The organism is Bacteroides sp. OF03-11BH, assembly GCF_003604005.1.
Taxonomy (GTDB): Bacteria; Bacteroidota; Bacteroidia; order Bacteroidales; family Bacteroidaceae; genus Bacteroides; species Bacteroides ovatus.
On sequence record NZ_QTMW01000002.1, the window covers coordinates 228,443 to 254,721 of the forward strand.

Consider the following 26,279-nt stretch of genomic DNA (forward strand, 5'->3'; position numbering starts at 1 on the left):
GACTATTACCATGAATATAACTAAAGCCTTTTGTTTGTCCATAGCACTCTTTGGTGCTAGCAATATGCAGGCTATAACGAACAGTGATTTTGTCATCCAACAAGATAATACCAAAATCAACAACTATCAGACGAACCGTCCGGAAGCATCGAAACGTCTGTTTGTCTCGCAAGCTGTGGAACAACAGATTGCGCATATCAAGCAACTGCTGACGAATGCCCGCTTGGCATGGATGTTCGAAAACTGTTTCCCGAACACCCTGGATACTACTGTTCATTTTGACGGCAAAGACGATACGTTTGTTTATACAGGCGACATCCACGCCATGTGGTTGCGCGATTCGGGTGCACAAGTATGGCCTTACGTACAACTCGCCAACAAAGACGCGGAACTGAAAAAGATGCTGGCCGGCGTTATCAAACGTCAGTTCAAGTGTATCAATATCGACCCGTATGCCAATGCTTTCAACATGAATTCCGAAGGCGGCGAATGGATGAGCGACCTTACGGACATGAAGCCCGAACTGCACGAACGCAAATGGGAAATCGACTCGCTCTGCTATCCTATCCGTCTTGCTTATCATTACTGGAAGACGACGGGAGATGCCAGTATATTCTCCGACGAATGGCTTACAGCCATCGCGAAGGTTCTGAAAACGTTTAAGGAACAGCAACGAAAAGAAGATCCGAAAGGTCCTTATCGTTTCCAACGTAAAACGGAACGTGCACTCGATACGATGACCAACGACGGCTGGGGTAATCCTGTAAAGCCGGTCGGACTGATTGCTTCTGCTTTCCGTCCTTCGGATGATGCTACAACTTTCCAGTTCCTCGTTCCGTCCAACTTCTTTGCTGTAACTTCATTGCGCAAAGCTGCCGAAATTCTGAATACGGTCAACAAGAAACCTGATTTAGCTAAAGAATGTACTACACTGTCTAACGAAGTGGAAGCAGCCCTGAAACAGTATGCGGTTTACAATCATCCGAAATATGGCAAAATCTATGCTTTCGAAGTGGACGGTTTCGGCAATCAACTGTTAATGGATGATGCCAATGTGCCGAGTCTCATTGCCCTGCCTTATCTTGGGGATGTGAAAGTGAACGATCCTATTTATCAGAATACCCGTAAGTTTGTATGGAGCGAAGATAATCCTTACTTCTTCAAAGGTACTGCCGGCGAAGGAATTGGCGGTCCGCACATCGGATATGATATGATTTGGCCCATGAGTATTATGATGAAAGCATTCACCAGTCAAAACGACGCAGAAATCAAGACCTGTATCAAAATACTGATGGATACGGATGCCGGAACAGGGTTCATGCATGAATCTTTCCACAAGAACGACCCGAAAAACTTTACTCGTTCCTGGTTTGCATGGCAAAATACGCTGTTCGGAGAACTAATCCTAAAACTCGTGAATGAAGGAAAGGTAGACTTGCTGAATAGTATCCAATAGTCTTCTATTATGTTTTTATTGTATTCCCGCTTATGAGATAACTGTTTCTAACCTTGAAGCTTACGCTTCCAAAGTAGTTTCAAGGTTGAAGAACTTTAGTTTCAGGCCTTTGAAACCACAGTTTCAAGTAAGAGAAACTAGAGTTTCTCACCGATGAAACTAAAGTTTCCCGCTGACGAAACAAAAGTTTCAAGCAATAGAACTTTTAGTTTCAAGTACTGAAACTCTCTCTTCCGTAATAGTCTGATAATCCTTGAATACCGCTCCGGATAGAAAAATAAGTGCCCACATAGCAGAGAAGCAATAAAATCCTTACTTTCAACAAGGTGACAGCAAAGTTGTCGTCACCTTGCCGTCACATCATGCTGTCACACTGCAGTATATTTATAATCAATCATTTATGCCCAATCAGATGACAGATGACAGCATTTTATTTATTTTCCAATTTATATGTAGAGAGTATATGACTCCTAAAAAATAAATGACCCATATAATATGAACAATATGAAATCAACTTTTTTATTCCTACTTACTACAACCATGATGACCTGTACTGCCTACGGACAGTCTTCCAATCATAAAGAGAACAAATTACCCGATTGGGCTTTCGGTGGTTTCGAACGTCCAAAGAATGTCAATCCGGTAATATCTCCTATAGAAAACACCAAGTTTTACTGTCCATTGACCAAAGATTCTATTGCGTGGGAATCGAACGATACATTCAATCCGGCTGCTACACTCTACAATGGTGAGATTGTCGTGTTATACCGTGCAGAGGATAAATCAGGTGTCGGTATCGGACACCGGACTTCCCGCCTCGGTTATGCCACTTCTACCGACGGCACACATTTCCAACGGGAAAAGACTCCTGTATTCTATCCGGATAATGATTCACAAAAAGAGTTGGAATGGCCCGGCGGCTGCGAAGACCCACGAATTGCCGTAACCGATGACGGATTATATGTAATGATGTACACCCAATGGAATCGCCATGTACCTCGCCTGGCAGTAGCGACCTCCCGCAACCTAAAAGACTGGACAAAACACGGTCCTGCTTTTGCCAAAGCATTTGATGGAAAGTTCTTCAACCTGGGTTGTAAGTCCGGCTCTATCCTGACCGAAGTTGTTAAAGGGAAACAGGTTATCAAGAAAATCAACGGGAAATACTTTATGTACTGGGGAGAGGAGCATGTATTCGCAGCTACTTCCGATGACTTAATCCACTGGACACCGATTGTCAACATTGACGGCTCCCTAAAAAAGCTGTTTTCTCCCCGTGACGGCTACTTCGACAGCCATCTCACCGAATGTGGGCCTCCAGCTATCTACACTCCGAAAGGAATTGTCCTTCTTTATAATGGTAAGAACCATTCAGGAAGAGGTGACAAACGCTATACCGCCAATGTCTATGCTGCCGGACAAGCACTCTTCGACGCCAATGATCCTACCCGCTTTATCACCCGTCTCGATGAACCGTTCTTCCGTCCGATGGATAGCTTTGAAAAGAGTGGGCAATATGTGGATGGAACCGTATTTATAGAAGGAATGGTCTACTTCAAAAACAAATGGTATTTGTATTATGGTTGTGCTGACTCCAAAGTAGGAGTAGCCGTTTATGATCCGAAACGACCGGCAAAAGCTGATCCGCTTCCATAGTTATAAAAATAGTCTTGATTACATTCTTTTTTAAAGGAAAGATGTACTTATTTCTTAAAACTATATTCCCCAAAACGGCTGAAAACAGTAAGTTCTTGTTAAGGATTTGCTTTTCAGCCGTTTCTAGTATAAAATAAAGCTTTCCGAAGCAGAATTAAATGCTACAATCGGAAAGCCTTATAATACCTATTGAAAACTGAATTGAATATTGAGAACCAGCTTTATTCTTTCATTGTCGGAGGCTTCTTCCTCCTTTCAACAATTAGCTGTCTTTTATAAGTAAGCCATCTTTATCCATTTATCTTATTCAAAACAACCGGTCTGTTTGCCGGAGCCTTACCAAAATTCTTATTAGGCTTTTTCCCCATTACAAACTTCAATGTGCTGCCATTTATTATATCCTGATAAGTGATATAACTCTTATCATAAGGCTTGCCATTCAAATACACTTTCTGGATATAGATATTTTCTTTGCTGTTATTGGGTGCTTCTACAGTAAAAGTGTTACCACCACGTACCTTCATTTCTACTTTCTTAAAACAAGGGCTACCGAAAACAAATACACCATCCGACGGGTTCACCTGATAGAGTCCCATAGATGAAAGAAGATACCAGGCAGACATTTGGCCACAATCCTCATTACCGATGATGCCGTCCGGCTGGTCTGTGTAAAAATCGCTCATGATAAAACGAACCTTTTCCGCCGTTTTCCATTGTTCACCGGCATACGCATAAAGATAAGCAACATGATGGCTCGGTTCATTTCCATGTGCATATTGTCCGATCAATCCGGTTATGTCGCTCGATGCTCCTTCCCCCATACTGTCGTTGTTGGTGAAGAAATTATCAAGTTTAGTAATAAAGGGGTTGTCACCGCCAAACAAGGCAATCAGCCCGTACGGGTCTTGTGGTACAAAGAAAGTATATTGCCATCCGTTTCCTTCACAAAAATCTCCAACTGTGTGGATGGAACGTGCCGGATCATAAGGAGTACGCCAAGAGCCGTCTTCCAATTTCGGACGAATGAAATGGATTGAAGAATCAAAATAGTTCTTGTAATAATGAGCACGCTTTGAGAAAGTTTCAGCATCTTCTGCCTTTCCCATCTTACGTGCCATAGCGGCAATTCCCCAGTCGTCCACTGCATACTCCATGGCTATGGAAGTAGCTTCATGAACTTTATCGGCAGGGATATACCTCTTTTTGACTACATAAGGTACTCCTTTCTGCTTTTCATAAGTAGCTGTAGCTATCATTGCTTGCAATGCTTCTTCCGCATCGAACCCGGTAAATCCCTTCAGATATGCATCGGCAATCACCGGCACGGAGCTATACCCCGGCATCTGATCGGTCTCTCCACTCATCAAAGGCCAGATAGGGAGTTTGTCCTGCTGACGATAGATGGAAATCATCGAATTGACTACATGGTCAACCATTTCAGGTTGAGTAATAGTCATCAAAGGATTTAATGCACGGTAGGTATCCCATAAAGAAAGAGTCGTATAGTTGGCTTTCTTCGGGTCTGTGTAAATCATGTCATTCATCCCTCTATACTCTCCATTCACATCGCAAAAAAGCGTAGGGGCAATCATAGTATGATAATGGGCGGTATAGAATACACGCTTGGAAGCCTCATCATCAGTCTCTACTGTCATCTTCTCCAGTTGCTTGTTCCATCGGTCGGCACTCATATCCACCACCTTATCAAAATCCCAGTGAGTAAGTTCGGATTGCAGGTTCATCGCTGCGTTGTCACAGCTGACAGAAGAAAGAGCGACTTTTATCTTCACTTCTTTCACGTTGCCAAAAGTAAGGACACTCTTCACCGATGCCACTTTCAGTTGGTCCCAAGGTTGCGGAGCATTATCGTCATAGGCAGTAAACTGCTCTATCTTTTTATCACTTTTCAACACAAAATAAACTTTGCGGGAAGGACTCCAGCCTCTCACATAACGATAACCCTCTACTGTATAATCATCTACCTTACGGATATAGCTGTCGTAAGCATTCGATCCGTTTCCTTCACGTAAGTCGATTAATATGGAAGCCGGTTTTCCTTCAGGATAAGTATAACGATGGAAGCCTACACGATCTGTAGCTGTCAGCTCGGCTTTGATATTGTAACGGTCGAGAAGCAAAGAGTAATATTCGGGACGGGCGATTTCATTCGCATGAGAATATCTGGAAGCATACCCATCACGTATATCATCCTGATTGCCTCTGGGAGTACGGATCTCATTCAATGGCATGATGAGAATATCACATAAGTCAGTACAGCCCGTACCGCTCAAATGGGTATGTGAAAAGCCAATTAAAATACTATCGGAATAATGATAACCCGAGCACCAGTCCCAACCTTTATGGATATTGGTAGGACCCAGCTGTACCATTCCATACGGAACACTCGTCCCAACAAAGACGTGTCCATGATAACCGGATCCGATATACGGATCGACGTACTGCAATAATCCTTCACTTTTTGAATAGTTCTGTTGCGCTACTCCATTTCCCGCTGCAAGCAAGACACAAGAAGTAAGTGCAAGTAGTTTAAATGCCTTCATTCGTATTTTTCTTTGGTATGATTGAAAATTATAGTTAGCGAATGGTGCAAATATACTACCTATTTAGGAATTAACTAACTGTCGCTAGAGTTTACAAGAAAAATGGCAGGCAGGTTTACTCTTTTGGCAAGTTCCAACCACAGATTTACACGGTTTTCCACAGAAAAACTGCGTACCGTCTACTAAATAACATAATAAATGAATCTGTGGAAATCCGTGTTAATCTATGGCGAATCCTTTCCATAAATTCCCTTCGGGAAGAGGAGCTTCAAGCTCTATCAGTTCTTTTGAGACAGGATGTACGAACCGTACTCTCCGGGCATGCAGACAAATGCTCCCATCCGGATTGGAGCGTGGAGAGCCATATTTCAAATCTCCCTTGATAGGGCATCCCATTTTTGCCAGCTGACAACGAATCTGATGATGACGTCCGGTTTTTAAATCGACTTCGAGCAAATAGTAATTCTCCGAATGACCGATCAACCGGTAATGCAAGATCGCTTTCTTGCTGTTCGGCACTTCCTTATCGTATGCATAACTTTTGTTCTGCTTTTCATTACGTACAAGAAAATGTACCAGTTCACCTTCCGGTTCTTGCGGAGCATTTTTCACAACCGCCCAATAAGTCTTTTTCACCTCACTGGTGCGAAACATTTCGTTGAGCCTTGTCAGCGCCTTACTCGTTTTGGCAAAAATAACAAGACCGCTTACGGGGCGGTCCAGCCGGTGTGTCACACCGAGGAAAACATTTCCGGGTTTCTGATACTTCTCTTTCAGGTACTGTTTCACAGTCTCCGAAAGTGGCGTATCCCCCGTCTTGTCTGCCTGGACAATCTCGGAAGCGGTCTTGTTGGCTACAATGATATGGTTGTCTTCGTATACAACAGTCATTCTGTTCGATTACATATTCATACCACCATCTACCTGAATCACCTGACCTGACACATAAGATGACATATCAGAAGCCAGGAAGGTAGCGATGTTTGCCACATCTTCAGGAGTACCACCACGACGCAAAGGTATTTTCTTTGCCCATTCAGCTCTTACTTCGTCAGAAAGAGCAGCTGTCATGTCTGTCAGGATGAATCCCGGAGCGATAGCGTTGGCACGGATGCCACGAGAGCCCAACTCTTGTGCGATAGACTTAGCCAATGCAATCATACCTGCTTTAGAAGCAGCATAGTTAGCCTGTCCTGCATTTCCGTGAACACCTACAACAGAGGCCATATTGATAATGCTACCAGCTTTTTGACGCATCATGACAGGTGTACAAGCATGGATGAAGTTAAATGCTGACTTCAAGTTCACGTTGATTACCATATCCCATTGCTGTTCGCTCATGCGCATCATCAAACCGTCACGAGTGATACCGGCATTATTTACCAATATATCGATCCGTCCGAAGTCCTTGTGGATTTCTTCAACGACCTTTGCAGTATCTTCAAAGTTAGCCGCGTTAGAAGCGTAACCTTTGGCTTTCACGCCCATTGCTTCCAATTCTTTAGCTGTATTTTCTGCATTTTCGTCAATGACAAGATCAGTAAATGCGATGTTTGCGCCTTCGGCAGCAAACTTAAGAGCGATAGCCTTACCAATACCGCGAGCAGCACCGGTCACAATGGCTGTTTTTCCGTCTAATAATCCCATACTAAAAGTTATTTAATTAAATTTCTGTTCTATGCAGTGCGCCAAACACAATGTTGGACACATATCTATTTCTTGTATCTTCATCCAGATGTGCACCTATATGGCCTCGAATATAAGGAACTTCAATTCCTTTCACACAATAATGTATCAAGTCGGCAGTCATCTCCACATCGTCAATATGGAAAACTCCTTTTGCCTGTCCTTCCAGAAGAACAGCTTTAAAGAGCTGGACTTCCTTTGCATCAAACTTCTTGCGAACTTTTTCCACCCGCCATATATCACGGAAGAAATAAGCACGCAGTGTTCCGTTTCGATAGACGACCTCTTTTACTGCGTCCAACCGGGTATATATCATCTCCAACAATTTCTCGTCCGGTGAGATATTTTTCTCGGCCACCCGCTTCATCATATCCGACAGAATATCCAATTCCGATTCCACAACAGCCAAATAAATTTCATCCTTACTTTTAAAATAAGTATAGAGCGTTCGTCTACCTTTTTTAGAAGCAAGAGCGATATCATTCATAGTTGTGTTTTCTACTCCCATCTTCGCAAAAAGCTGACGGGCTACATCTACTAATTTGGCTTTTGTCTTGGATACGGTCATAGGTTACAAATTGCACATTGCTGAATATTTTGAGCAAAAGTAATTCTTTTCTTTAGACCATACAAGAAAATAGAGAGAATATTAACATTTGTATATTAATAGGTGCTAAGAAAAAGTTTCATCATTATTTCATTCATTCTCAACTAAATAAGAAAAAAAATGATGATTTACTCGAAAAATATTCAGCAAATTATTTGTTTGTTTCAAAAAAAGCCGTACCTTTGCACCCGTTAAACATCGCGGAGTGGAGCAGTTGGTAGCTCGTTGGGCTCATAACCCAAAGGTCATTCGTTCGAGTCGGATCTCCGCAACTAAAGATAAGAAGAATCGCAGAAATGCGGTTCTTCTTTTTTATGACGACTCTTCTTTACTGGTTTTATTCACAACCTAATTTCAGTTATCAACAAGGATATCAACAAAGTTATTAACAGGTTAATTTGCTTATAACAAGACAATTAAGCATATAGACTCCTTTTCTATCAACAAGGCAGTATTTAGTTATTCACCATACAAAAGCCGGCTGATCCCTCATGAATCAGCCGGCTTTTATGTTCCTTCGAAAAAGGGTATCCTATTGATGTTTATAAAACTTCAGTATCTTTTTCGCATAACGTTTTCCTAATAACAGTTGTGCTTCCGTATTAAAATGAGGGTCTTTCTCATCTTTATACCATCCCAATCCTTTCGATGATACCCAATCGGAATAGGGAATAAATGAAGAAACTTTTTTAATCATCTGATTAAAGGGGACTGTACCTGCTTCTCTTTTCGTCCAGTTCCATTGTGAAATCTGTCCTACAACAACCGGTAGATCCGGCATGTCCAGATCTTCCCGCAAGTCTTTCACCAAAGAAATCAGTTTCTGTTTATACGCTTCCGGATTCGAACAATCGGCTTCTCCCTGATGCCAAAGGATTGCTTTCAAAACACCTCCCTGCTTCATTGCAATCCGAACCCGGGAAAGAGCTTCTTCATAATATCCGTCTTTACTCCCTTTTAGCCAGGAGTTGATGGATGAGCCTCCACGCGCATTTACTACCAGCCCGACAGGACGTTTCGTTTGTCGGGCCATCTCTTTAGCAAAGCCGTAAGCCGGTCCCAAACGCTGCATTGACAAATCTTTCCGAACTGTAGAATAACGATTGAGAGGATTTACTGCCGGTTCAAAATTCCCCTTATCATTCAATAGATACACATTTTGGAGGGTATCCATGACTTCCGGAGTTAATGTTGCACGCCCCGCCATGTTGGATTGTCCGATGCATACATACAAGTCAAAAGAAGACGGAACATTCTCCTTTACATTCCCGGCAAAAGCAAATAAAGATTGCAGGAGGAGAAAAGACAGTAAATAAATAGACCTAAGCATATTGACAGTGTTTATGATTAATAGTTTCTATAAATACGGATAGCGTTCAGAATAGGTTCTCCTTCTTTTTTATGAAAGTCAACACTCAATCCTTTTCCATCCTTCACCGTTACTACAAACTTCTTGATAACAGCACGGGCATATCCGTAATCACGAGCTATGTTGAAATCATCCAAAACAGTCGTTCCATTCATTGAAATTCCGAAGCTACGGTTTCCGGCAAACGTCTGTTCCGAGTCAGCTCCCAGATTATAAACCAACGCTTCCCTCTCTTTGTCCGACTCCAATTCTGCCCAGTACAAATATACGGAATATTCTCCATTCGGTACATCAGCTTTAAAAGATTTTATTCCAACACGTTGAGTCTGGAAGATTGGATTCATATCCGTTCCCAGAATGTCAATATCCGAACCAAGCATACTGCCGAATCCTGTTTTACGACGATAAGAAGTTCCGCCTACAAATCCCCAGCTACCGGGCTCATACTCCTGCTCGGGAATCCATGCTACATTTGCTGTACGGTCTTCAAAATATCTCGGAGAACCCAACATTACATTTATTTCCGTAAATGGGATTGCTTCGTCTTTCAACTGTGAGCCTACCAACCGGAACTGAATCCGGAGCATATCCCGCAATTTGCTATCACCAGCCACAGCAACCGCTTCCAGGAGATTCTCCCCACCAACGAACGGTACATCGAACAAAGCATAATTATCTTCCACCTTTTTCTTTCCCAGACTCTTATTGTTCACAAACAGCTCTACTTCTTCCGCATTGGAGAATACAGGAACAGACTGAATACATTCTTTCTGTGCAGTATTCACCACTCCCCCACGGCTTTTCCACTCCCGATTACCTATAACAAGTATCGGACGACGTGACAAAGCTGTCTTATAAAACCAATAAACATCCTTCTTCTCCCTGTTTAATCCGACAACTCCTTTATTGTTTACATGAGGAACAGCATCGACACGGGATTCGGAATAAAAATCATTCAGATTCCACAGACTGGAACCGGCAATAAACGGACGTTTCATCATTTCACGGAGATAATGTTTATGATACACCAAACCATATTCCTGTGAGAAGTCGAAACGTTCCGGCTGGTAGGAATGAAGTCCCGGATCTACTCCCGGTCCATATTCCGTAACCATCAACACTTTTCCCTTGTATACCTTATGGGCACGGTCGAGCAAACGTTGAAACTCATTGATATCCGGCTCATACCAGCCTTGATACAGGTTCCACCCCTGAATCATCGGAATTTCGGTCAGATGGGCATCTTCGTAATATTGAGGCATATTATGATAAGCCATCATGGTATATCTTGAAGGATCTTCCTCGCGGATGGTCGCTTCCAAGGCACGGGCTACTTTTTCAGTAAAGCGGTAGTAATCTTCCAATTGCTTGCCTTCGGTATAAGGGCGACGCAGAAAAATCTCATTCATATACCCCCAAATCATAACAGAAGGGCGGTTGAAATCCTGACGTACCATTTCTTTAGCCATCTCAACGGAGTTCTGCAAAAACTCTTCAGTTTCCGTAACAGCATTGACAACGGGGATTTCAACCGAAGTCACAATACCCAGTTTATCACACATTTCCATGATTACAGGATCTTGGGGATAATGTGACACACGCAGGAAGTTCCCTCCCATCTCTTTCAACAACAGTACATCTTGTACATGCAACTCATCGCGCAAGGCATTTCCTTTCTGAAAATAATCCTGATGCCGGGCAGTTCCGATTAGTTTACGTCCTTTGCCATTCAGGAAAAAGCCCTTTTCCGAATCAAATTTAAACCAGCGCAAGCCTAACGGATTCACCACTTCATCCAGCAAAGTACCCTTTTTCTTATCGAGAATACGCGTATATACCATATACCGATAAGGATCGTCTATATCCCACAAACGGGGCGAATCTATTTTTATCTTTTTAGAGATGTCTGTCTTTGTTTCACCGGATGCCAGCTTTATTTCCGCATGAGTCTTTTTCACTTCCTTACCATCCGCATCGCAGATTATATTTTCCACCCTGATTTCTGCAGGTTGGAGTGTATTATTCGTCAGTAATGTAGTAATTTCTACCGAGGCTGCGGAGTTGTTCACTTCGGGTGTACGGATATAAACTCCTGACGAAGCATAATCATTCGTTGCAATGTGTACCGGATTCATAAACTGCAGATAGACATCCCGGTAGATACCGCCAAAGAAAGTAAAATCGGCAGATAAGGGAGGAATATTCGGATTATAGACATTGTTCACATAAATGGCAAACAGGTTTTCCTGTCCATAACGCAAATGGGAAGTGATGTCAAAACAGAAACGGGTATACCCTCCTTTGTGTTCTCCCACGAACTGACCGTTCAGATAAAATCGCACTTCCTGATTGGCTCCTTCAAAATAGATCACTGCCTGACGTCCCTCCTGGCTTTTATCTACAAACAATTGTTTCCGGTACCAAGCCGGTCCCCGATAAAATCCCGGAGTTTCGTCGTCTGCATCTTTATTATTCCATGTATGAGGTATATTGACCGTCTCCCAAGAAGAGTCGTCACAGCCGGCCAGCTGCGCTTCAAACGGAGATCCTTTTGTAAATTTCCATCCGTCGTTGATTGTGTATACCACACGCTGTTGCGCCTGTGCCCATCCCACAATAAACAATAGAATAAAAATATAGAGAAACTTCTTCATAATCGATATATACTTATAATTAAAACTTTATTTTTACTTCTCTACCTGTGTAGACGCACTCTTTGCTATCAAGAGCTGCACCTTCAGGCAGATATAATTTCACACGCATTTTTATTTGTTCCGGCATACCGGGATAAGTTCCCTCACGCAGTCCAATAGTCAATGTCCGTTCCGAATCTTTCCATTGCATCGGCACTTTCGAACATACACCCTCTTCATAGCGGTAGGAATCACCTTCATCCTCATACCATAAAAAAGCAGCATCCGCTCCTCCATAGATACGCAATTCCAGTTCACGATCGGGATATTCCATCGCATATTGTTTCACTTCTGCCAAAGGCAAGATAGAACCAGCCTTCACATAGAGCGGAAGTATGTCGAGGATATTTGTCTGCATTTGTTCTCTTCCTCCTTCAAAAGCTTCTCCGGTCCAGAAGTCATACCAATATTTACCGCTATGTTCCGGCAGATAAATACAGATGTTCTTTTCTTCCGATTGCGGATGAAATACCGGACGCACCAATAAGGAAGTACCGAACATATAGGCATTATCAATATCAAATGTCCGGGTATCTGTTGTGAAATCCATTGCCAAACCTCTCAACATGGTATAATTATTGGCGGTTACCTGATGGGACATTGAGTAAATGTATGGCAACAGACGGTAGCGCAGATGGATATACTTCACTTGATTATAATAAGATAATGTCCCCTCTTCACCGAATTGCCAAATTTCACGCGGCACATTCGTACCGTGAGCACGGAAGATAGGAGTAAATGCGCTAAACTGGAACCAACGGGAATATAACTCTTTATAATCATTACTTTTCAGTCCGTCGGGATATTTTGCATCCCGTTCTGTAACAAAGAATCCTCCCGTATCGGAAGTCCAATACGGAATACCGGACATAGACAAGTTTAAGCCGGCAACCAGTTGTTTGTGCATATTCTCCCATGAAGCCGAAACGTCACCCGACCATACGGCTGTACCATAATGCTGTTGCGAGGCAAAGGCGGAACGAGTTAAGATAAATATACGCTTCTGATCGCTCTCGGCGCGCAGGCGTTGATAGAAGTCCTTTAGCATTTCTAAAGAATAAGTGTTCAGATAACGGTGGAAGCTACCCAGATAAGTATTACCAGCTGATTTGGTCTTTTCTTCCTGCTTCAACTGTGTGAATCCATCCCGGAAAGATGGTTCCGTTGCATCCATCCACCAAGCATCCACACCCATATCATAGAGTCCTTTCTTGAGGTATTGCCAGAAAATATCCCTCGCGACAGGATTGTAGGCATCAAAAACCTTATAACCTGCCCATGTAGGTTCACTAAACAATGCACCGATAGAATCCAAAGACTGATAGACAGCCGTTTCCGGTCCGAATCCGGGCCATACGGAAAGCATAAAATGAACATGGTCCTGTTGATGCAGTTCATCAATAACCTGACGGGGATGATTAAAGTTTGCCGGATGGAAGGTCAGGCTGTTCCAATGAGGTTTGTCTCCCCAATATTCCCAGTCCTGCACAATGTTATCCAACGGAATTCCCCGTTTACGGTATTCTTTAACGACTGCCTTCAATTCATCGAACGACTTATATCGTTCTTTGGACTGCCAGAAGCCATACACCCATTTTCCAAACATCGGCACGTCCCCCGTCAATTCCCGATAACCGGCAACGACTTCGTCCATATTCTTGCCATAGACAAAATAATAGTCGGAGGCATCACCTACTTCGGAAGTAAATGAGTAGCCCTCCTTCGTATCTTCAAACTTCGTAGAAGAATAATTATCCCATAAGACACCATATCCGTTGGTCGAAATAAGGAACGGATTGACAATATCCATATTGGCCTGTAACAGAAGTACGGATTTCCCCCGGTAGTTCATGATTCCATTCTGATACTGTCCCAGTCCGTAAATGGCCTCATCCTCGGTAGGAACAAAGCGTTGAGTGACTTCGAGACATTGTTCACCTCCGGCAACCGAACGTTTGAAGTTCCGTGCCTTTCTATCCCCTTTCTCTTTTAGTAATAACTTACCTGTGGATGTTTCCTGAAAAGTGAAAGCCGCATCTGCCTTATCAAAAACTACGGAAAGTTCACGGGTGCGAAAGACCAGCTTCTGTCCCGTATCTTCCCATTTATAATCTTTAAAAGCCGGCTTTTCCGAATCGACCACCAATCTTCTTGTTACCAGTGTATCACCTTCAGGAAAAGACAGAATCCGCACGCACCCCGCCGACATAAACTCGACCCGATATTGAATACTGTCAGATACGAAAGCACATCCCCTACCGTCTTCATGAACCGGAGAGGAACATCCGATGCAGGATAGTACAGATAAAACTAATAACCAATTAAAACTCTTCATCCATGCATTTATTTGACTGTGTAGATCGTATAACCCAATGACAAATTACGAACTACGACATTTCCTTTTAAATAGAAAGTAGGCATATTGAATCCATTCATGATATTATCCTTATACAATTCTACTTTTGCGCTTTTCCATTCACCTGTATTGTCGGTACGTATCCGGGATACAATTTTAAACGGTTCTTTCGGTTCGCGCTGTGTAGATGAACGTATAAAAAGAGATTCATTTCCCTTGTCCAGGTATTCAAAATAGAGATACCCTACATAGTTATTCATTTGTAATTTGGAAACCAGCTCTTTGGGCAAAGAGATAGAGAGAGTTTCTTCGGCACTGTAACCACCGGATTTTCGCTTTCCCTGAATCTTCATGTCCGACTCACGCAAACGCATCATCTCAACCGCCAAAGCGGATTTTGCCGTCTTGACATCATTTTCTATTTGTGACAACAAGCCTATTGCCACCGGATAACGTCCCTGGCTAATCAACAATGCTGCCCTATCGAGCGAACGTTGACAAGCGGATACGTCCATCTTCGTCTTTTCCAGGAAACGGGCTTCTTTTCGCAGCCGGAAAAGCATTAAAGGTAAGGTTAATCCACGCTCGTCCGCCTGTTCGTCTTTGAATTCCGCCGCATACTTTAAAGTCGTACGTAGTTCACGGTCACCGTTTTCAATGGTCGGCTCTATTTCGTGTCCTTCGGTATAGTCACTCCACGAAGCGATAAACATCATGTCCAGGCTGTCCTTCTCTGCCATACAGAACTTCCACATACTTTGATAAGTTTCTCCATTGTTACGTGGGATATAATAGAAGTGTCCACGTCCCCAGCCTGCACAGCCCCGGTTATCCATTCCCGGCATGGCAAATCCCGACTTAATGGTATAAGCAGGATTGTTACTATGCCAAATTGAATCACGGAAAGGTTTCATAAACTCAATAACATCATCCTGTGTGGCATAATTATCCCATTCAGCATGTGCCTGATCTCTTGTGCGAACACGGGCAGGAAGCCATGCAGTCGGTATTTCTCCCACTTTTTCCCAAGCATCCATATCATCACTGCGGGTGACGGGAATGTATTTATCATTTTCCAGTTTTCCCCAATCCGCCCAACGGCGTAAGGCAACGGGCTGCCTCATTCCTTGCGGAAACTTCACTTGTGATAACACTTTCTTGTATTCATCAACTTTCGCTCCGGGACCGAAATGATAAAAAACAGGCATTCCTTTCACCATAGGAGCAGTCGGACCTGTGAAGACACTATCTACCAGATATTGATAACATTTAGCCATGTATTCGGTCTTTGCCTCACGGGTGTTAACTTCCGGATAAATCTTCGTAATCCAGTCATAATATAACCAACCGTCGCACCAGTTTACGCCGATTTCAAAGTCATACTTTGCTGCCACTTTCTGCATCTCACGCAGCAAGATGTCATTTTCGTGAGGCTTGAACCCCCATTCGATAAAGAATCCATCTATCTTAGCCGCTTTTGCCGACAATATCTGATATTCGATATAATCGGGATCGAGATTGGACTGCATTCCGACTTGGGGATAAGCCACTGCCGCTATCTCATGCCGTCCTTCGCTGTCTATCAGATCGGCATTATAACACAGCGACTTCCTTCCGGTACTTGATTTTTCCGTATTGGCATACATTTCCCAACGGCCCAACTTTCCGTCATGCTGCCGGGTATAACGTACACCGTGGAAGTCGGCATACACTTTCTTTCCGTTTTGCGCCAAAGCCGGTAATGCGATAGATACCAATAAAAAAAGAAGAAGTTTCCTCATTGTTCCAAACTTAATTATTCAACTTATATATTTTATCAATCTTCGGCTATACTTAATTTAATCTTCGCCCAATACGAAATCATGCTTTTCCGGATAACTGAAAGTATTGTCTATCATCCAACGACCTTTATAAATCTTAGCTCCGTCCATTTTGAAAAGTTCTTCTCCCTCCTCATTTACAAGTCCTTCTGCCCACCACTCTTCAGTCGGTTTCAGCATCAGGATTCCGTCCGGTCCGTTGCAGATGCTTTTTATATCGGCTATGCTGTAAACTTTCTCGCAAGTAGGTTCGGCAGAGTCATTAGTCGTAGCGTCGGTAACTCCAGTCAAATCAAACTTATAGACAGCCGAAGCAGCAGTAAGCCATAATTTATCTTCTTCACCATATACCGGGAACAAATCATGCCCACCCGATTCATTGCTGAATGTATAAAGGGTAGTCTGATTTATTAACTTGGGATTACTCCGGTTGCCATCGTACTTAAAACGGAATAATGCAGTCACTCCCTCTTTTTTGGTAGCTGTAGCATAAAGATACGATCTTTTCTTATCCCAAACAACATTATGCGCATTACCCAACTTCACCGTATTAGCTTTTGCTCCCAATACCTTAACCGTGTCAACCACAAAGGTATTGATTTCACCGGATTTAGATTCTGCCGTCACGATATTTCCATCGGGCAATACCTCCGCAGAGTGGGGATTCTGTCCGCAGTTTGCATAGAACATTAATTTATGATCGGACAAACGGATTAAAGCCACAGCTCCGCCGGAGGCAGTCATCAAGATATAGCGTCTATTGAAAACCGGTTTCACTTCACTCGGATTAACAAACCAACCCTGCTGTGCAGCAGGAACACAGGCAGTATAAGGATCCCAACTCCAAATATTGCGGTGCGTCTCCGCATCTCTGATGACAATAGCCCGTCTGGATTGTTCCGCCAGTACATAAGCCTTTTCCGGAAGTTGAAAGATTTCATTTTTTACTACAGGAGCGGCATCATCATCGGAACATGCTCCCAAAGCTATATTAAATCCTAAAAGGATTGCAAATAAACTAAACTTCTTCATGGTCATAACTATTTTAATTCTAAATATTCAATTTGTCTATTTAAAGTTTCCGTCAATCTATTGAACCGATTTTGTATCGTAATAATCGATCAATGAATGAACTGAAAGATTCAACTGCCGCATCTGCGACAGAAAAGATTCATAAGGTTCGTATTCGATGGAAACCACTCCTTTATTAGAAGCTTTTCCGTTAGAATCGTAACCATCATTATACTCAAAATGTACCCAGCCCACACAGTTATGAGTTTCAAGCAAACGAAGACAGAAGTTCTGATAAAACTCACCTCTATTTTTTTGTGTATGCACCAGCCAGCCACCTCCTTCAGTATTAGCATATCCAGTTCCTTGATAACTGGCATCTTCCGCTTTTATATAGAATTCTGAAACTAAAAAAGGCTTCGCTCCACACCAGATTTTCAGGTTTGCCAAGAAATCTGCCTCCGGTTGCCAACGTGCATAATAGTTGACGGAAACAAGATCGCAATAACGAGCACACGCTTCCACCACTTTCTGATTATATTTACTCCAATCATGCAGACGTGTTCCCAATATCAAATGCTCTTTATCATATCGTCTGACGGTAGCGGTGGTCAACTGATAATAATAATCAGCAACCATCCCCCGGAAGTCTTCCTGATTTTTCTTGGTTATCACTCCGGTAGAAGCTATACCGTTATCCCGCATAAACTTTTCGGCATACTCACGAGCAGCTTTATAGCGTTCGGGCAAAGACAAGAAATGTTTCAGATCAATTCCTCGCAAAGGGTCAGCATTCTGATAACTGGCAAATGGCAATTCATTGTCAAGATAGAAACCGATAAAATGCCGGTCACCGGCAAATAAAGCTGACTTTTCTTGTACGAGACGATCTATGTACGTAGCAAATGTGGGTTCAAAAAGAAGAACTAAGCGATTATATTTGTCATCATCAAACGCATAGCCCAAATTCCTACTCATATCCCACATAAAGGTACGAAGCAGATACAGATTCTCTGCATAAGCAATCTTTTGCGTCTTAGGGGTCAACAAGTTACCACGTACTGCAGCAGGAAATACTTCAATACGGTTCGAGCCATACGAAATATAGTTTATATGATTGTCTGCTAACAGTTTGCCAGTCTCTTCACTCCATTGCGCCTCACTACCGTATCGAGTACCGAAAGCCTTCTTATGAGCAGTAGATTCTCCCGGACGAACATGCTGAATTCCATGAATGATAACAGCTCCATTATCCGGATCGAGCAAATAAAAACGGCCTCTACAATTAGCCACTCGGAAAAAGCCTTCTTTTCCAACCACAGAAGAAGGCTGTAAACCGATTCGTCCTCCCCATGCAGTCCGGCTATAATCCGAAGAGGGAGTATACCAATTCATATTATCAATGGTACGTGTTTCCCTTGAATCTGCCGTTATCCATGCCTGGAAAGTTCCGTTCTGCCACTTCCGGTATTCTACATTCATAAAAGTATATTCATCTTTTTCCAAAGAAGCATCTTCTCCTTCCGGTTTCAAAGGTTCTATTTCGTTGGAAGAGGAGGAACAGCTAAACGTCAACTGCATCAGTCCGACCAAAGATAAAAAGAGGAAATACCTATATATTATATGTTTTCTCATATTACTTTCAGCTACTGCACATTATTACTTAACCATCGTATTTGTTATCAATCGCATCTTTCGTATACTCTAGTTCACCGGGATAGCTGTTAATAACTCTCGCGTCGGCTATTAATAGAAAAATTATCCTCCACTAGGAGAGAACTTCCTTCCTCCTTGTTGCAAACTTCTTTTATCCTTATTATAAACTATAAACGCAAGCTTTGTTTTTATAATTGCAAGTTTTGTTTTTATAAACGCAACTTGCATTTATAAAAACGTAAGCTTCGTTTATAGTTTGTATCGGACAGAGAACAACTTTACTCCCAATGAAAGGGAAGTTTAGTCTTAATAGAAAAGAAGTTTTCTATTAAGACTTCAGGCGGTAGGTAATACTACCCTGCCTACTTCTTCTTAGGGAATTTGATTTCAACAGTTAATACACGAGCTGTTGTATCTCCGGGCTTCAGTACACCTTCACCAATAGATGGTGTCATACTAATGATTTTCATCACTCCGATTCTGTTTCCACCTGCTGCAGAAGTCGATGCTGTTTTAAAGGCAATAATATCTCCCTCCGCTATAGGAATCAGTTCTTCTTTCACAATCAAACTAGCTGATATTTCAGAAGCTATAGAAGTAACTGTTGCATTATCATAATCAAAGCCGGAAAGTTTAGCTATCATAGTCTTATTCTTCACAGCCGCGGTGTTCAAAGATACCCCACCGGAGCCTGTATATTCATTTGTTTTTGTAGCATTTATAGAATACAGACGAGGCTCTGAAGGAACGTCCTTACCTTTTCCCATACAATAGAATTTCAAATCAACATTCTTCGCATTATCCGCACTAGCTAATGCATAATCAACAGAATACGTTTTTAAATCTTTGAAAGATAACAAACCATAAGCATCCGGATATTTTTCGTGCGCACTATTAGCAAAAGTCTTACTAGATATATTCACTGTGGCAACATCCATATTTACATATGCTTTCACAGTTCCGACAGCTTCTTTTCCCACTCTCCCATCAGAAACCACCACTTTAATTTGAGACGTAGTTTCAGTAAAATCAATTTCCGGAGTGTAATCCAATTGTTTCTCACCATTCTTCTGTTCCCGTAAGACTTCGATTTCCTGTCCGTTTTCAATACGGTAAATAATTACTTCGTGAACTCCTCGTACAGATTCGACCTTCACCGGCACTCCCTGTTTTGCATCTGTTGTAGCAAAAATAGGCAATTCAGGCAAAGTCAATACAGGTATTGGCACTGTTCTATATTCCACAGGTAAAGTTGAAATGGTCACATTATCATATATATCCACTGCTTTTACTTTGAAACCTTTATCGCCTTCTTTGTAATTAATCATCTCGTCATACGAGAAATCCTTTTTGCCATTCAGTTCCACACTTCCTTTTGATTCCTGTCCGGTGGCAGATACCAAATACACTTCCACAACCTTCAAGCCGGCTTCCGAAACAACTTCGAAAGTAGTACGGGGAATTACCGGATTTTCATCCATCTCATCATATACAATCTCTTCCGGATCGAATGTAATGACAGGACGTGCCATTACATCGGTAACAGCAATTGGTAAAGTCCCACTCGTAACATGATTCAGTTTATCTGTAGCTTCAATGATAAAAGCTTCATAATTTGCATTGTACTCCAAGTTTTCAGACAAGCTATACGAGTTGGGATTGAAAAAGTCGGTTACAGTTTTATATTCTGTCACTCCCTCCACCGTCTGCAATTTCATTGTCACGCTCTGAAGCCCTGCCTGTGATTTAATAACAGCCACTACCGGCAGATTGTCTACTTTATTCAAATCAACGTCCAGCTGCTCCATAGGAAAATTAATCACAGGAGCCGCTGCATTAGGATCCAATCCATCATTATCGTCGCCACAGGCAGCAAAGCCCAAGCAAAGTCCTAATATTAATAAGGTATATATTTTACGAATCATAATTAGTTCTCTTTTTAATTAACTGTGGTTATTTGGAATATTTGCAATAGTTCTCAAATATATGAATCACACCGTTTGTCGGCAGAATATTGCTAGTCTTAGCTTGTCGTTGCGGAGATTTTCCGTTGCTTCCGGTCTGATTCACCAGAATCTTACCTACTGCAGCCTGCCATGGATTTTTCCAAACAGACATTGTCATCAATCCAGTCTCACCTTTCAGCATAGTTAAGACGAACATCGGTTCTACCTGCAATTGCCCATAAGAACTATATTCTCCATCTACAATATGATAAAGCAACATATTCTTCACCTTTTCTTTATCACAATCTGTAATGGAAGCTACGCCTGCAAATTCATTCTCCCGATAAAGCTGCATACCGGCATTATTCAAAGCCAGAAAAGTATATTTATTATCAGTCTGGGTATAATAGTCCTTTAAGCCTGTATATTCAATAGCTGCTATCAACTCCGAGAACATATCTTTGTGATCCTGAAAATATTCCCACGCTGTCACTTTTACATACGGATCATCCACCGAAGGCTCATAATCATAGTTCTTTTGCAAGTCCAGATCACAACCGGTCAATGCCAAAATTGTCCAACAAAAGAAAAGAGTCTTATATAATATTGTCTTTTTCATTGCTTCTACCTTTTTTAGTTGTTAGTATTACCATAATACGTATTCTGCACAATCTTCGGATTTTCCAAGATATGTGAATAGTGGATCGGGAAAAGTTCATTGCCATCCTGCTCCATTCCGTTAATAGGTTTCATCACTTCCTTCCACTTTTCGGTACGCAGTAAATCAAACCAACGGCGTCCTTCGCCAGCTAACTCCACCTGACGTTCACGCAAGATATAATTGACTACCTCTTCTTCTGAAGCAAAATCATTTTCAGTCAGTGTATTCAATCCGGCACGGTCACGTACAGTTTTTACTAAATCCAAAGCTTCCCCCCATTTTCCCTGATGAGCACGAGCTTCAGCTTGCAACAACATCATATCTGTGTAACGATAGATTGGATAGGCTACTTCGCATGTCTTATTCAAAGAGTTACTGATGTCACCTGCCATATATTTACGCAATTCATTTCCATTTTGGTAATTCTTCACCGTATAATCTTTGCGTAAATCACCTTTCATATCCTTTTCATCAAAGATACTCATAAACTTATCAGACATGACTGCCGCACGATTCCCTGAACCGGAAAACCATTGATACATGTAACTGTAACCATTCGTGCCGACTTCATCCATGTTGAAATGAACAAGGAAAATAAACTCTCTGGAGTTATATTCATCATTTTCCGGTGTATCATCAGAAGGTTTATTAGTCAGCTCTTCCGTAAACATGGTATGCCAAGTAGCAATGTTAGGTTCGAAGTCTACAAAACGACCGCCCTTTTTAGAAGCGATAGTCGCCATCTTATCGATGGTCTGGTCGGCCAGATTATATTCTTTAGCCCACATATAAGCATCCGCCATGATGGCCCATACGCCACAGATAGAAATGCGTTTGCGTTCGTAATTCTTGTTACGGTTAATCAGGCTTTCCGCTTTCTTCAGGTCCGGAAGAATGACATGTTCCAAAATGTAGTTTTTATCCGTACGCTCTTTGTAGATGGCTTCCGAATACTTTTCAGTAGGTTCTGTAAACAAAGGTACGTCTCCCCAAACACGGATAGCATAGAAGTAGGCCAAAGCACGCAATGCATAAGCTTGTCCGAGATAGTCATTTCGGTCTGCCACATCAGGCATACTGATATTAGGAACATATTTAATAGCCAGATTTGCCTGGTTAATCATCTGATACAGAGTCGTCCACTTTGCACATTTCTCATCCGTAGACATTAGGTTGTTGATAACACGTGCCTGATCGGCCATTACCGGTGCTCCGGGAGCTACATTATCCGAACGGAACTCCCCCCAATAGAAATAGTTCTCCCGTAAAGTGGAACGTAACAATCCATAGATTTCATTTATACCTGCCTTAGCGTCACGGGCAGTCTGCCACATGTCACCTGCCGGAATTTCACTTACCGGTTCCTCATTCAGAAAGTCTGAACAGCTATTCAACGATAGAGCCAGGCATACAGCTCCAACAAAATATTTTATATTCTTCATACGATATCTTCAATTAAAAGTTTGCAGAAAAACCAATACCATATTCTCTCTTTCTCGGATAACGGTAAGAGTCTTTACCTACCTGCAGAGGATTGTTGGTAGAGAATTCAGGATCGAATCCCGAATAGTTGGTCCATGTCAAGGCGTTGTTTACAAAAGCGTAGATATTTATATTCTTCAACATCAGCTTCTTTATCCAGTTTTCAGGAAGATCGTATGCTACACGTATGTTCTGCAAACGAATAAAGGAAGCATCTTCCAGATAGAACGAGTTACCCATACGGGCATTGTTGTAATCATCATTATACGGACGCGGATAGATTGCCTGGTCACCCGGATGCAACCACATATTATGGATGACTTCCGGTGAAGGAGTAGTTCCGGTGTATTTGAACATATTACGATTATGTTCGGCTGCATTATAAATCTGTCCTCCCAATGAATAATAGAATCCTAAGTATAAACTCAAATTCTTCCAAGTCACCGTTGTATTCAAACCACCGGTTACATCAGGCATGGCATTACCGATCACCATACGGTCATTATCATCAATCACACCATCACGGGTTCCTTCCGGTTCTTCCCAGTTGTAATCTCCACCACGGAACGGTTTGCCGTTCGGCAACGTCTTCTGACGAATATTACCTGTATATTCTTTTCCATCCAACAAATATTTGTACTGGAATACACCATTCTCAAACACCGGAGTCAGTTGTTCCCATTTATCAGTGAAAGCATTCGATTCGTCGTATGCAAAGACACCGGCGCTTTTAAATCCGTAGAAGTCACCCACACGGCCACCTTCCTTCATCCACCAGATATCACCTTCCATATATGCCTTACCTTCAGACAGCTTTTCAATACGGTTGATGTTTCTGGAGATATTGAAAGAAGCATTCCATTTCCAATCCTTCGTGCGGATAATATCACCGGTAACGGCAATTTCAAACCCGCGGTTGCTCATCTCACCGACATTGGTTTTCATATATGCAAAACCAGACTCCTTAGGTAATTGGTAGTTTGCCAACAAACCGTCTGTGTATTTATCGTAGTAATCGGCAGTAATCGTCAAACGGCTATTCCAGAAATTCAAGTCCAAACCAAGGTTGAACTGTTTAGTTTCCTCCCATTTCAGATTGTCTTTACCGATACGAGTCGGAATAACGCCACCCACTCCGTCATAAATAGAATTCGGAGAATAAGAGTAGATATAGTCGTAGTTGCCGATTGCTTCGTTACCCGTGATACCGAAACTTGCACGGATCTTACCATCTTCGAGAAACTTTTTCGAAAATTTCATGAATTTCTCATCCGAGAAGCGCCATCCCACAGATACGGAAGGGAAATTACCCCATTTGTTCTCTTTGGCAAAACGAGAAGAACCGTCACGACGCATAATGGCATTGAGCAAATATCTTCCTTTATAATCATAAGTCACACGGGCAAAAATGGAAGCCATAGAGTGATTGCTTAATGTGGAGCCTGTAGATGACAAATCCAGGTTTGCGGCAAAAGCATTCATTGTATAGATAAAATCTGTAGACGAGTTTATCCCCACAAATGTTTCGTTTTCATAACGCCACTGCTGTGCACTAACACCTACCATGGCCGTAAAATTATGATCTTTTATTTTGCGTGCATAAGTAAGGATGTCTTCATTCATCCAGTTCCAGTTCAGGTAATTATAAGAATAACCTTTATTCTGTTTCTGCCATTCATCGGTGATAAGACTCGGTTCGAGTTTTTTGCGTTTATCCAGATAGAAGTTGGCATTAATATTAGCTCTAAACTTCAAATACTTGTTGAATTTGATTTCAAAGAACTGGAAGAAGTTAGCCTTATAAGAATCAGTAAAGTCGGTGGTATAATTGACCTGCGCAATAGGGTTCTTCTGACCGTTAAACACTCCGACCAAAGAGCCATCCGGATAATAAGTATTGAAATAAGGACGACGAGTCAACACTGCGCTCAATAAAGTACCTTCATTCAGACCTTTCTTTTTAGAATAAGTCAAAGAAATACGGCTACCCATATTCATCCAGTCTGTCGGTGAATAATCGGAGTTGATACGAGTATTTAATCTCTGGAAACCTGTATTGGAAATAATACCTTTCTCATTATAATAACCGGTATTGATGAAATATTTCAGTTTCTTTGTACCACCACCTACACTGATATCCACCTGATCTTTTTGTGCAGTGCTTGTAATCATGTCCAGATAATCGTTATCCACATTAAAGAAAGAGTTCAACGGATCATTCAGTATATCACTACTTTCATCCGGATTACCTCCGCCGTATGTTTCAAAATACTCTTTACGGTACTGGTCGTACAACAAACGTTCTTTACGGTTTGCTTGTGGAACCTTGTGAGACAATGTACCCCACGAGTGATTATACTTGATATCAATACGGGCTTTACCTTCCTGCCCACTTTTAGTAGTGATAATAATCACACCGTTCGCCGAACGGGAACCGTAGATAGCTGCAGAAGCGGCATCCTTCAAAATTTCCATAGAAGTAATATCATTGGTATTGATACCATCGATACTTTCCAAAGGAACACCGTCTACAATATAAAGAGGAGTCACACCTTCGGCAGAAAAAGTGGAAGTACCACGAATTTTGATAGAAGAAGATTCACCGGGCTGTCCGGAACCGGATACCACCTGTACACCGGCAGTAGTACCCTGCAATGCTTCAAAAACATTAGTAGCCATTTTTTGCTCAATGGCCTCGCTTGAGATGGAAGTAATAGCTCCTGTTACATCACGCTTTTTCATCGTACCGTAACCCACTACCACTACTTCGTCCAATAGCTTAGAGTTCTCTTCAAGCGTAATATTCATTGTTTTATCTTTCACTACCACATCTTTAGGGGTATATCCCATGAATGATACAGTCAAAGTAACTCCCTTCTTCGAAACATTCAATGAGAAATTACCATCTAAATCTGTAATTGTTCCATTAGATGTTCCCTTTTCCATCACATTGGCGCCAGGCAAAGGAAATCCTGTTTTATCCACAATAACTCCCTTCACTGCAAACCCGCCTTGAGCATAAGCCGGATTGACAAGGAAAAAGAGACTCAAGGAAATCAAAAGGAACGACTGAAGCAACCGCACTTTTGTCCTACTCTGCAAATTTTTCATAACTAGAATAAAATTAAATTGGTTAATTATCAAGGTTTTACTCACTACTTAATTAATTGGGGAAAATATATTGTTTCTCTCCAATAAGATGTTATCTTTTATTTATTATATGGATATTTGTCTTTCATAATACTACACAATAATTATTATATTAGAATAAAGATTACACAGCACCCGGTCTACCAAATGAAAGTGTGTGCGGACACAC

Annotated in this window: 16 protein-coding genes and 1 tRNA gene; 3 read left to right on the forward strand and 14 right to left on the reverse strand. The window is 41.9% G+C overall.

Going from position 1 to position 26,279, the window contains the following annotated elements; genetic code table 11:
- Positions 1–10 precede the first annotated feature (10 nt).
- Complete coding sequence (locus DXA54_RS02590; RefSeq protein WP_081104627.1) at positions 11–1,456, forward strand: glycoside hydrolase family 125 protein; 1,446 nt, start codon at positions 11–13, stop codon at positions 1,454–1,456.
- Between the two features lie 495 nt (positions 1,457–1,951).
- Positions 1,952–3,112 carry a glycoside hydrolase family 130 protein gene (locus DXA54_RS02595; protein ID WP_008997875.1) on the forward strand — a complete coding sequence of 387 codons (1,161 nt, stop codon included), beginning with the start codon at positions 1,952–1,954 and terminating at the stop codon, positions 3,110–3,112.
- A gap of 290 nt (positions 3,113–3,402) precedes the next feature.
- Here DXA54_RS02595 and DXA54_RS02600 read toward each other — a convergent pair whose 3' ends face one another.
- The 4 genes from DXA54_RS02600 to DXA54_RS02615 form a co-directional block, all read right to left on the reverse strand.
- A complete protein-coding gene (locus DXA54_RS02600; RefSeq protein ID WP_120078921.1) occupies positions 3,403–5,673 on the reverse strand; it encodes a GH92 family glycosyl hydrolase in 2,271 nt (756 codons plus the stop codon).
- A gap of 219 nt (positions 5,674–5,892) precedes the next feature.
- Positions 5,893–6,564, reverse strand: coding sequence for an RluA family pseudouridine synthase (locus DXA54_RS02605; RefSeq protein ID WP_120078922.1), 672 nt, complete (start codon positions 6,562–6,564; stop codon positions 5,893–5,895).
- Between the two features lie 9 nt (positions 6,565–6,573).
- Positions 6,574–7,320, reverse strand: a complete 747-nt coding sequence (gene fabG / locus DXA54_RS02610; RefSeq protein ID WP_010536417.1) for a 3-oxoacyl-[acyl-carrier-protein] reductase — start codon at positions 7,318–7,320, stop codon at positions 6,574–6,576.
- A gap of 16 nt (positions 7,321–7,336) precedes the next feature.
- Positions 7,337–7,927, reverse strand: coding sequence for a TetR/AcrR family transcriptional regulator (locus DXA54_RS02615; RefSeq protein ID WP_004299903.1), 591 nt, complete (start codon positions 7,925–7,927; stop codon positions 7,337–7,339).
- Between the two features lie 238 nt (positions 7,928–8,165).
- On the opposite strand from DXA54_RS02615, the gene DXA54_RS02620 reads away from it, so the two are divergent.
- Positions 8,166–8,238 (forward strand) — tRNA-Met (locus DXA54_RS02620).
- Positions 8,239–8,498: 260 nt separating this feature from the next.
- Here DXA54_RS02620 and DXA54_RS02625 read toward each other — a convergent pair.
- The 10 genes from DXA54_RS02625 to DXA54_RS02670 all read right to left on the reverse strand — a co-directional run bounded on the left by DXA54_RS02625 (position 8,499) and on the right by DXA54_RS02670 (position 26,071).
- Positions 8,499–9,296, reverse strand: coding sequence for a sialate O-acetylesterase (locus tag DXA54_RS02625; RefSeq protein ID WP_008645237.1), 798 nt, complete (start codon positions 9,294–9,296; stop codon positions 8,499–8,501).
- A 17-nt stretch (positions 9,297–9,313) separates the two neighbouring features.
- Complete coding sequence (locus DXA54_RS02630; protein ID WP_120078923.1) at positions 9,314–11,989, reverse strand: glycoside hydrolase family 2 TIM barrel-domain containing protein; 2,676 nt, start codon at positions 11,987–11,989, stop codon at positions 9,314–9,316.
- Positions 11,990–12,008: 19 nt separating this feature from the next.
- Complete coding sequence (locus DXA54_RS02635; RefSeq protein WP_120078924.1) at positions 12,009–14,363, reverse strand: TIM-barrel domain-containing protein; 2,355 nt, start codon at positions 14,361–14,363, stop codon at positions 12,009–12,011.
- 8 nt (positions 14,364–14,371) lie between these two features.
- Positions 14,372–16,165: a glycoside hydrolase family 71/99-like protein gene (locus DXA54_RS02640; protein WP_120078925.1), complete on the reverse strand. Its 1,794-nt coding sequence runs from the start codon at positions 16,163–16,165 to the stop codon at positions 14,372–14,374.
- Positions 16,166–16,222: 57 nt separating this feature from the next.
- Positions 16,223–17,236 carry a DUF6528 family protein gene (locus DXA54_RS02645; RefSeq protein WP_032852750.1) on the reverse strand — a complete coding sequence of 338 codons (1,014 nt, stop codon included), beginning with the start codon at positions 17,234–17,236 and terminating at the stop codon, positions 16,223–16,225.
- Positions 17,237–17,293: 57 nt separating this feature from the next.
- Positions 17,294–18,850, reverse strand: coding sequence for a hypothetical protein (locus DXA54_RS02650; RefSeq protein ID WP_032852749.1), 1,557 nt, complete (start codon positions 18,848–18,850; stop codon positions 17,294–17,296).
- 383 nt (positions 18,851–19,233) lie between these two features.
- On the reverse strand, positions 19,234–20,796 hold the full coding sequence (locus tag DXA54_RS02655; RefSeq protein ID WP_004310455.1) for a hypothetical protein: 1,563 nt from the start codon (positions 20,794–20,796) through the stop codon (positions 19,234–19,236).
- Between the two features lie 28 nt (positions 20,797–20,824).
- Positions 20,825–21,436: a fasciclin domain-containing protein gene (locus DXA54_RS02660; protein WP_004310456.1), complete on the reverse strand. Its 612-nt coding sequence runs from the start codon at positions 21,434–21,436 to the stop codon at positions 20,825–20,827.
- 14 nt (positions 21,437–21,450) lie between these two features.
- Positions 21,451–22,920, reverse strand: a complete 1,470-nt coding sequence (locus DXA54_RS02665) for a RagB/SusD family nutrient uptake outer membrane protein (protein WP_004310457.1) — start codon at positions 22,918–22,920, stop codon at positions 21,451–21,453.
- A 13-nt stretch (positions 22,921–22,933) separates the two neighbouring features.
- Entirely contained in the window at positions 22,934–26,071 is a 3,138-nt protein-coding gene (locus DXA54_RS02670) for a SusC/RagA family TonB-linked outer membrane protein (RefSeq protein WP_032852748.1), read from the reverse strand.
- Positions 26,072–26,279: the final 208 nt, after the last annotated feature.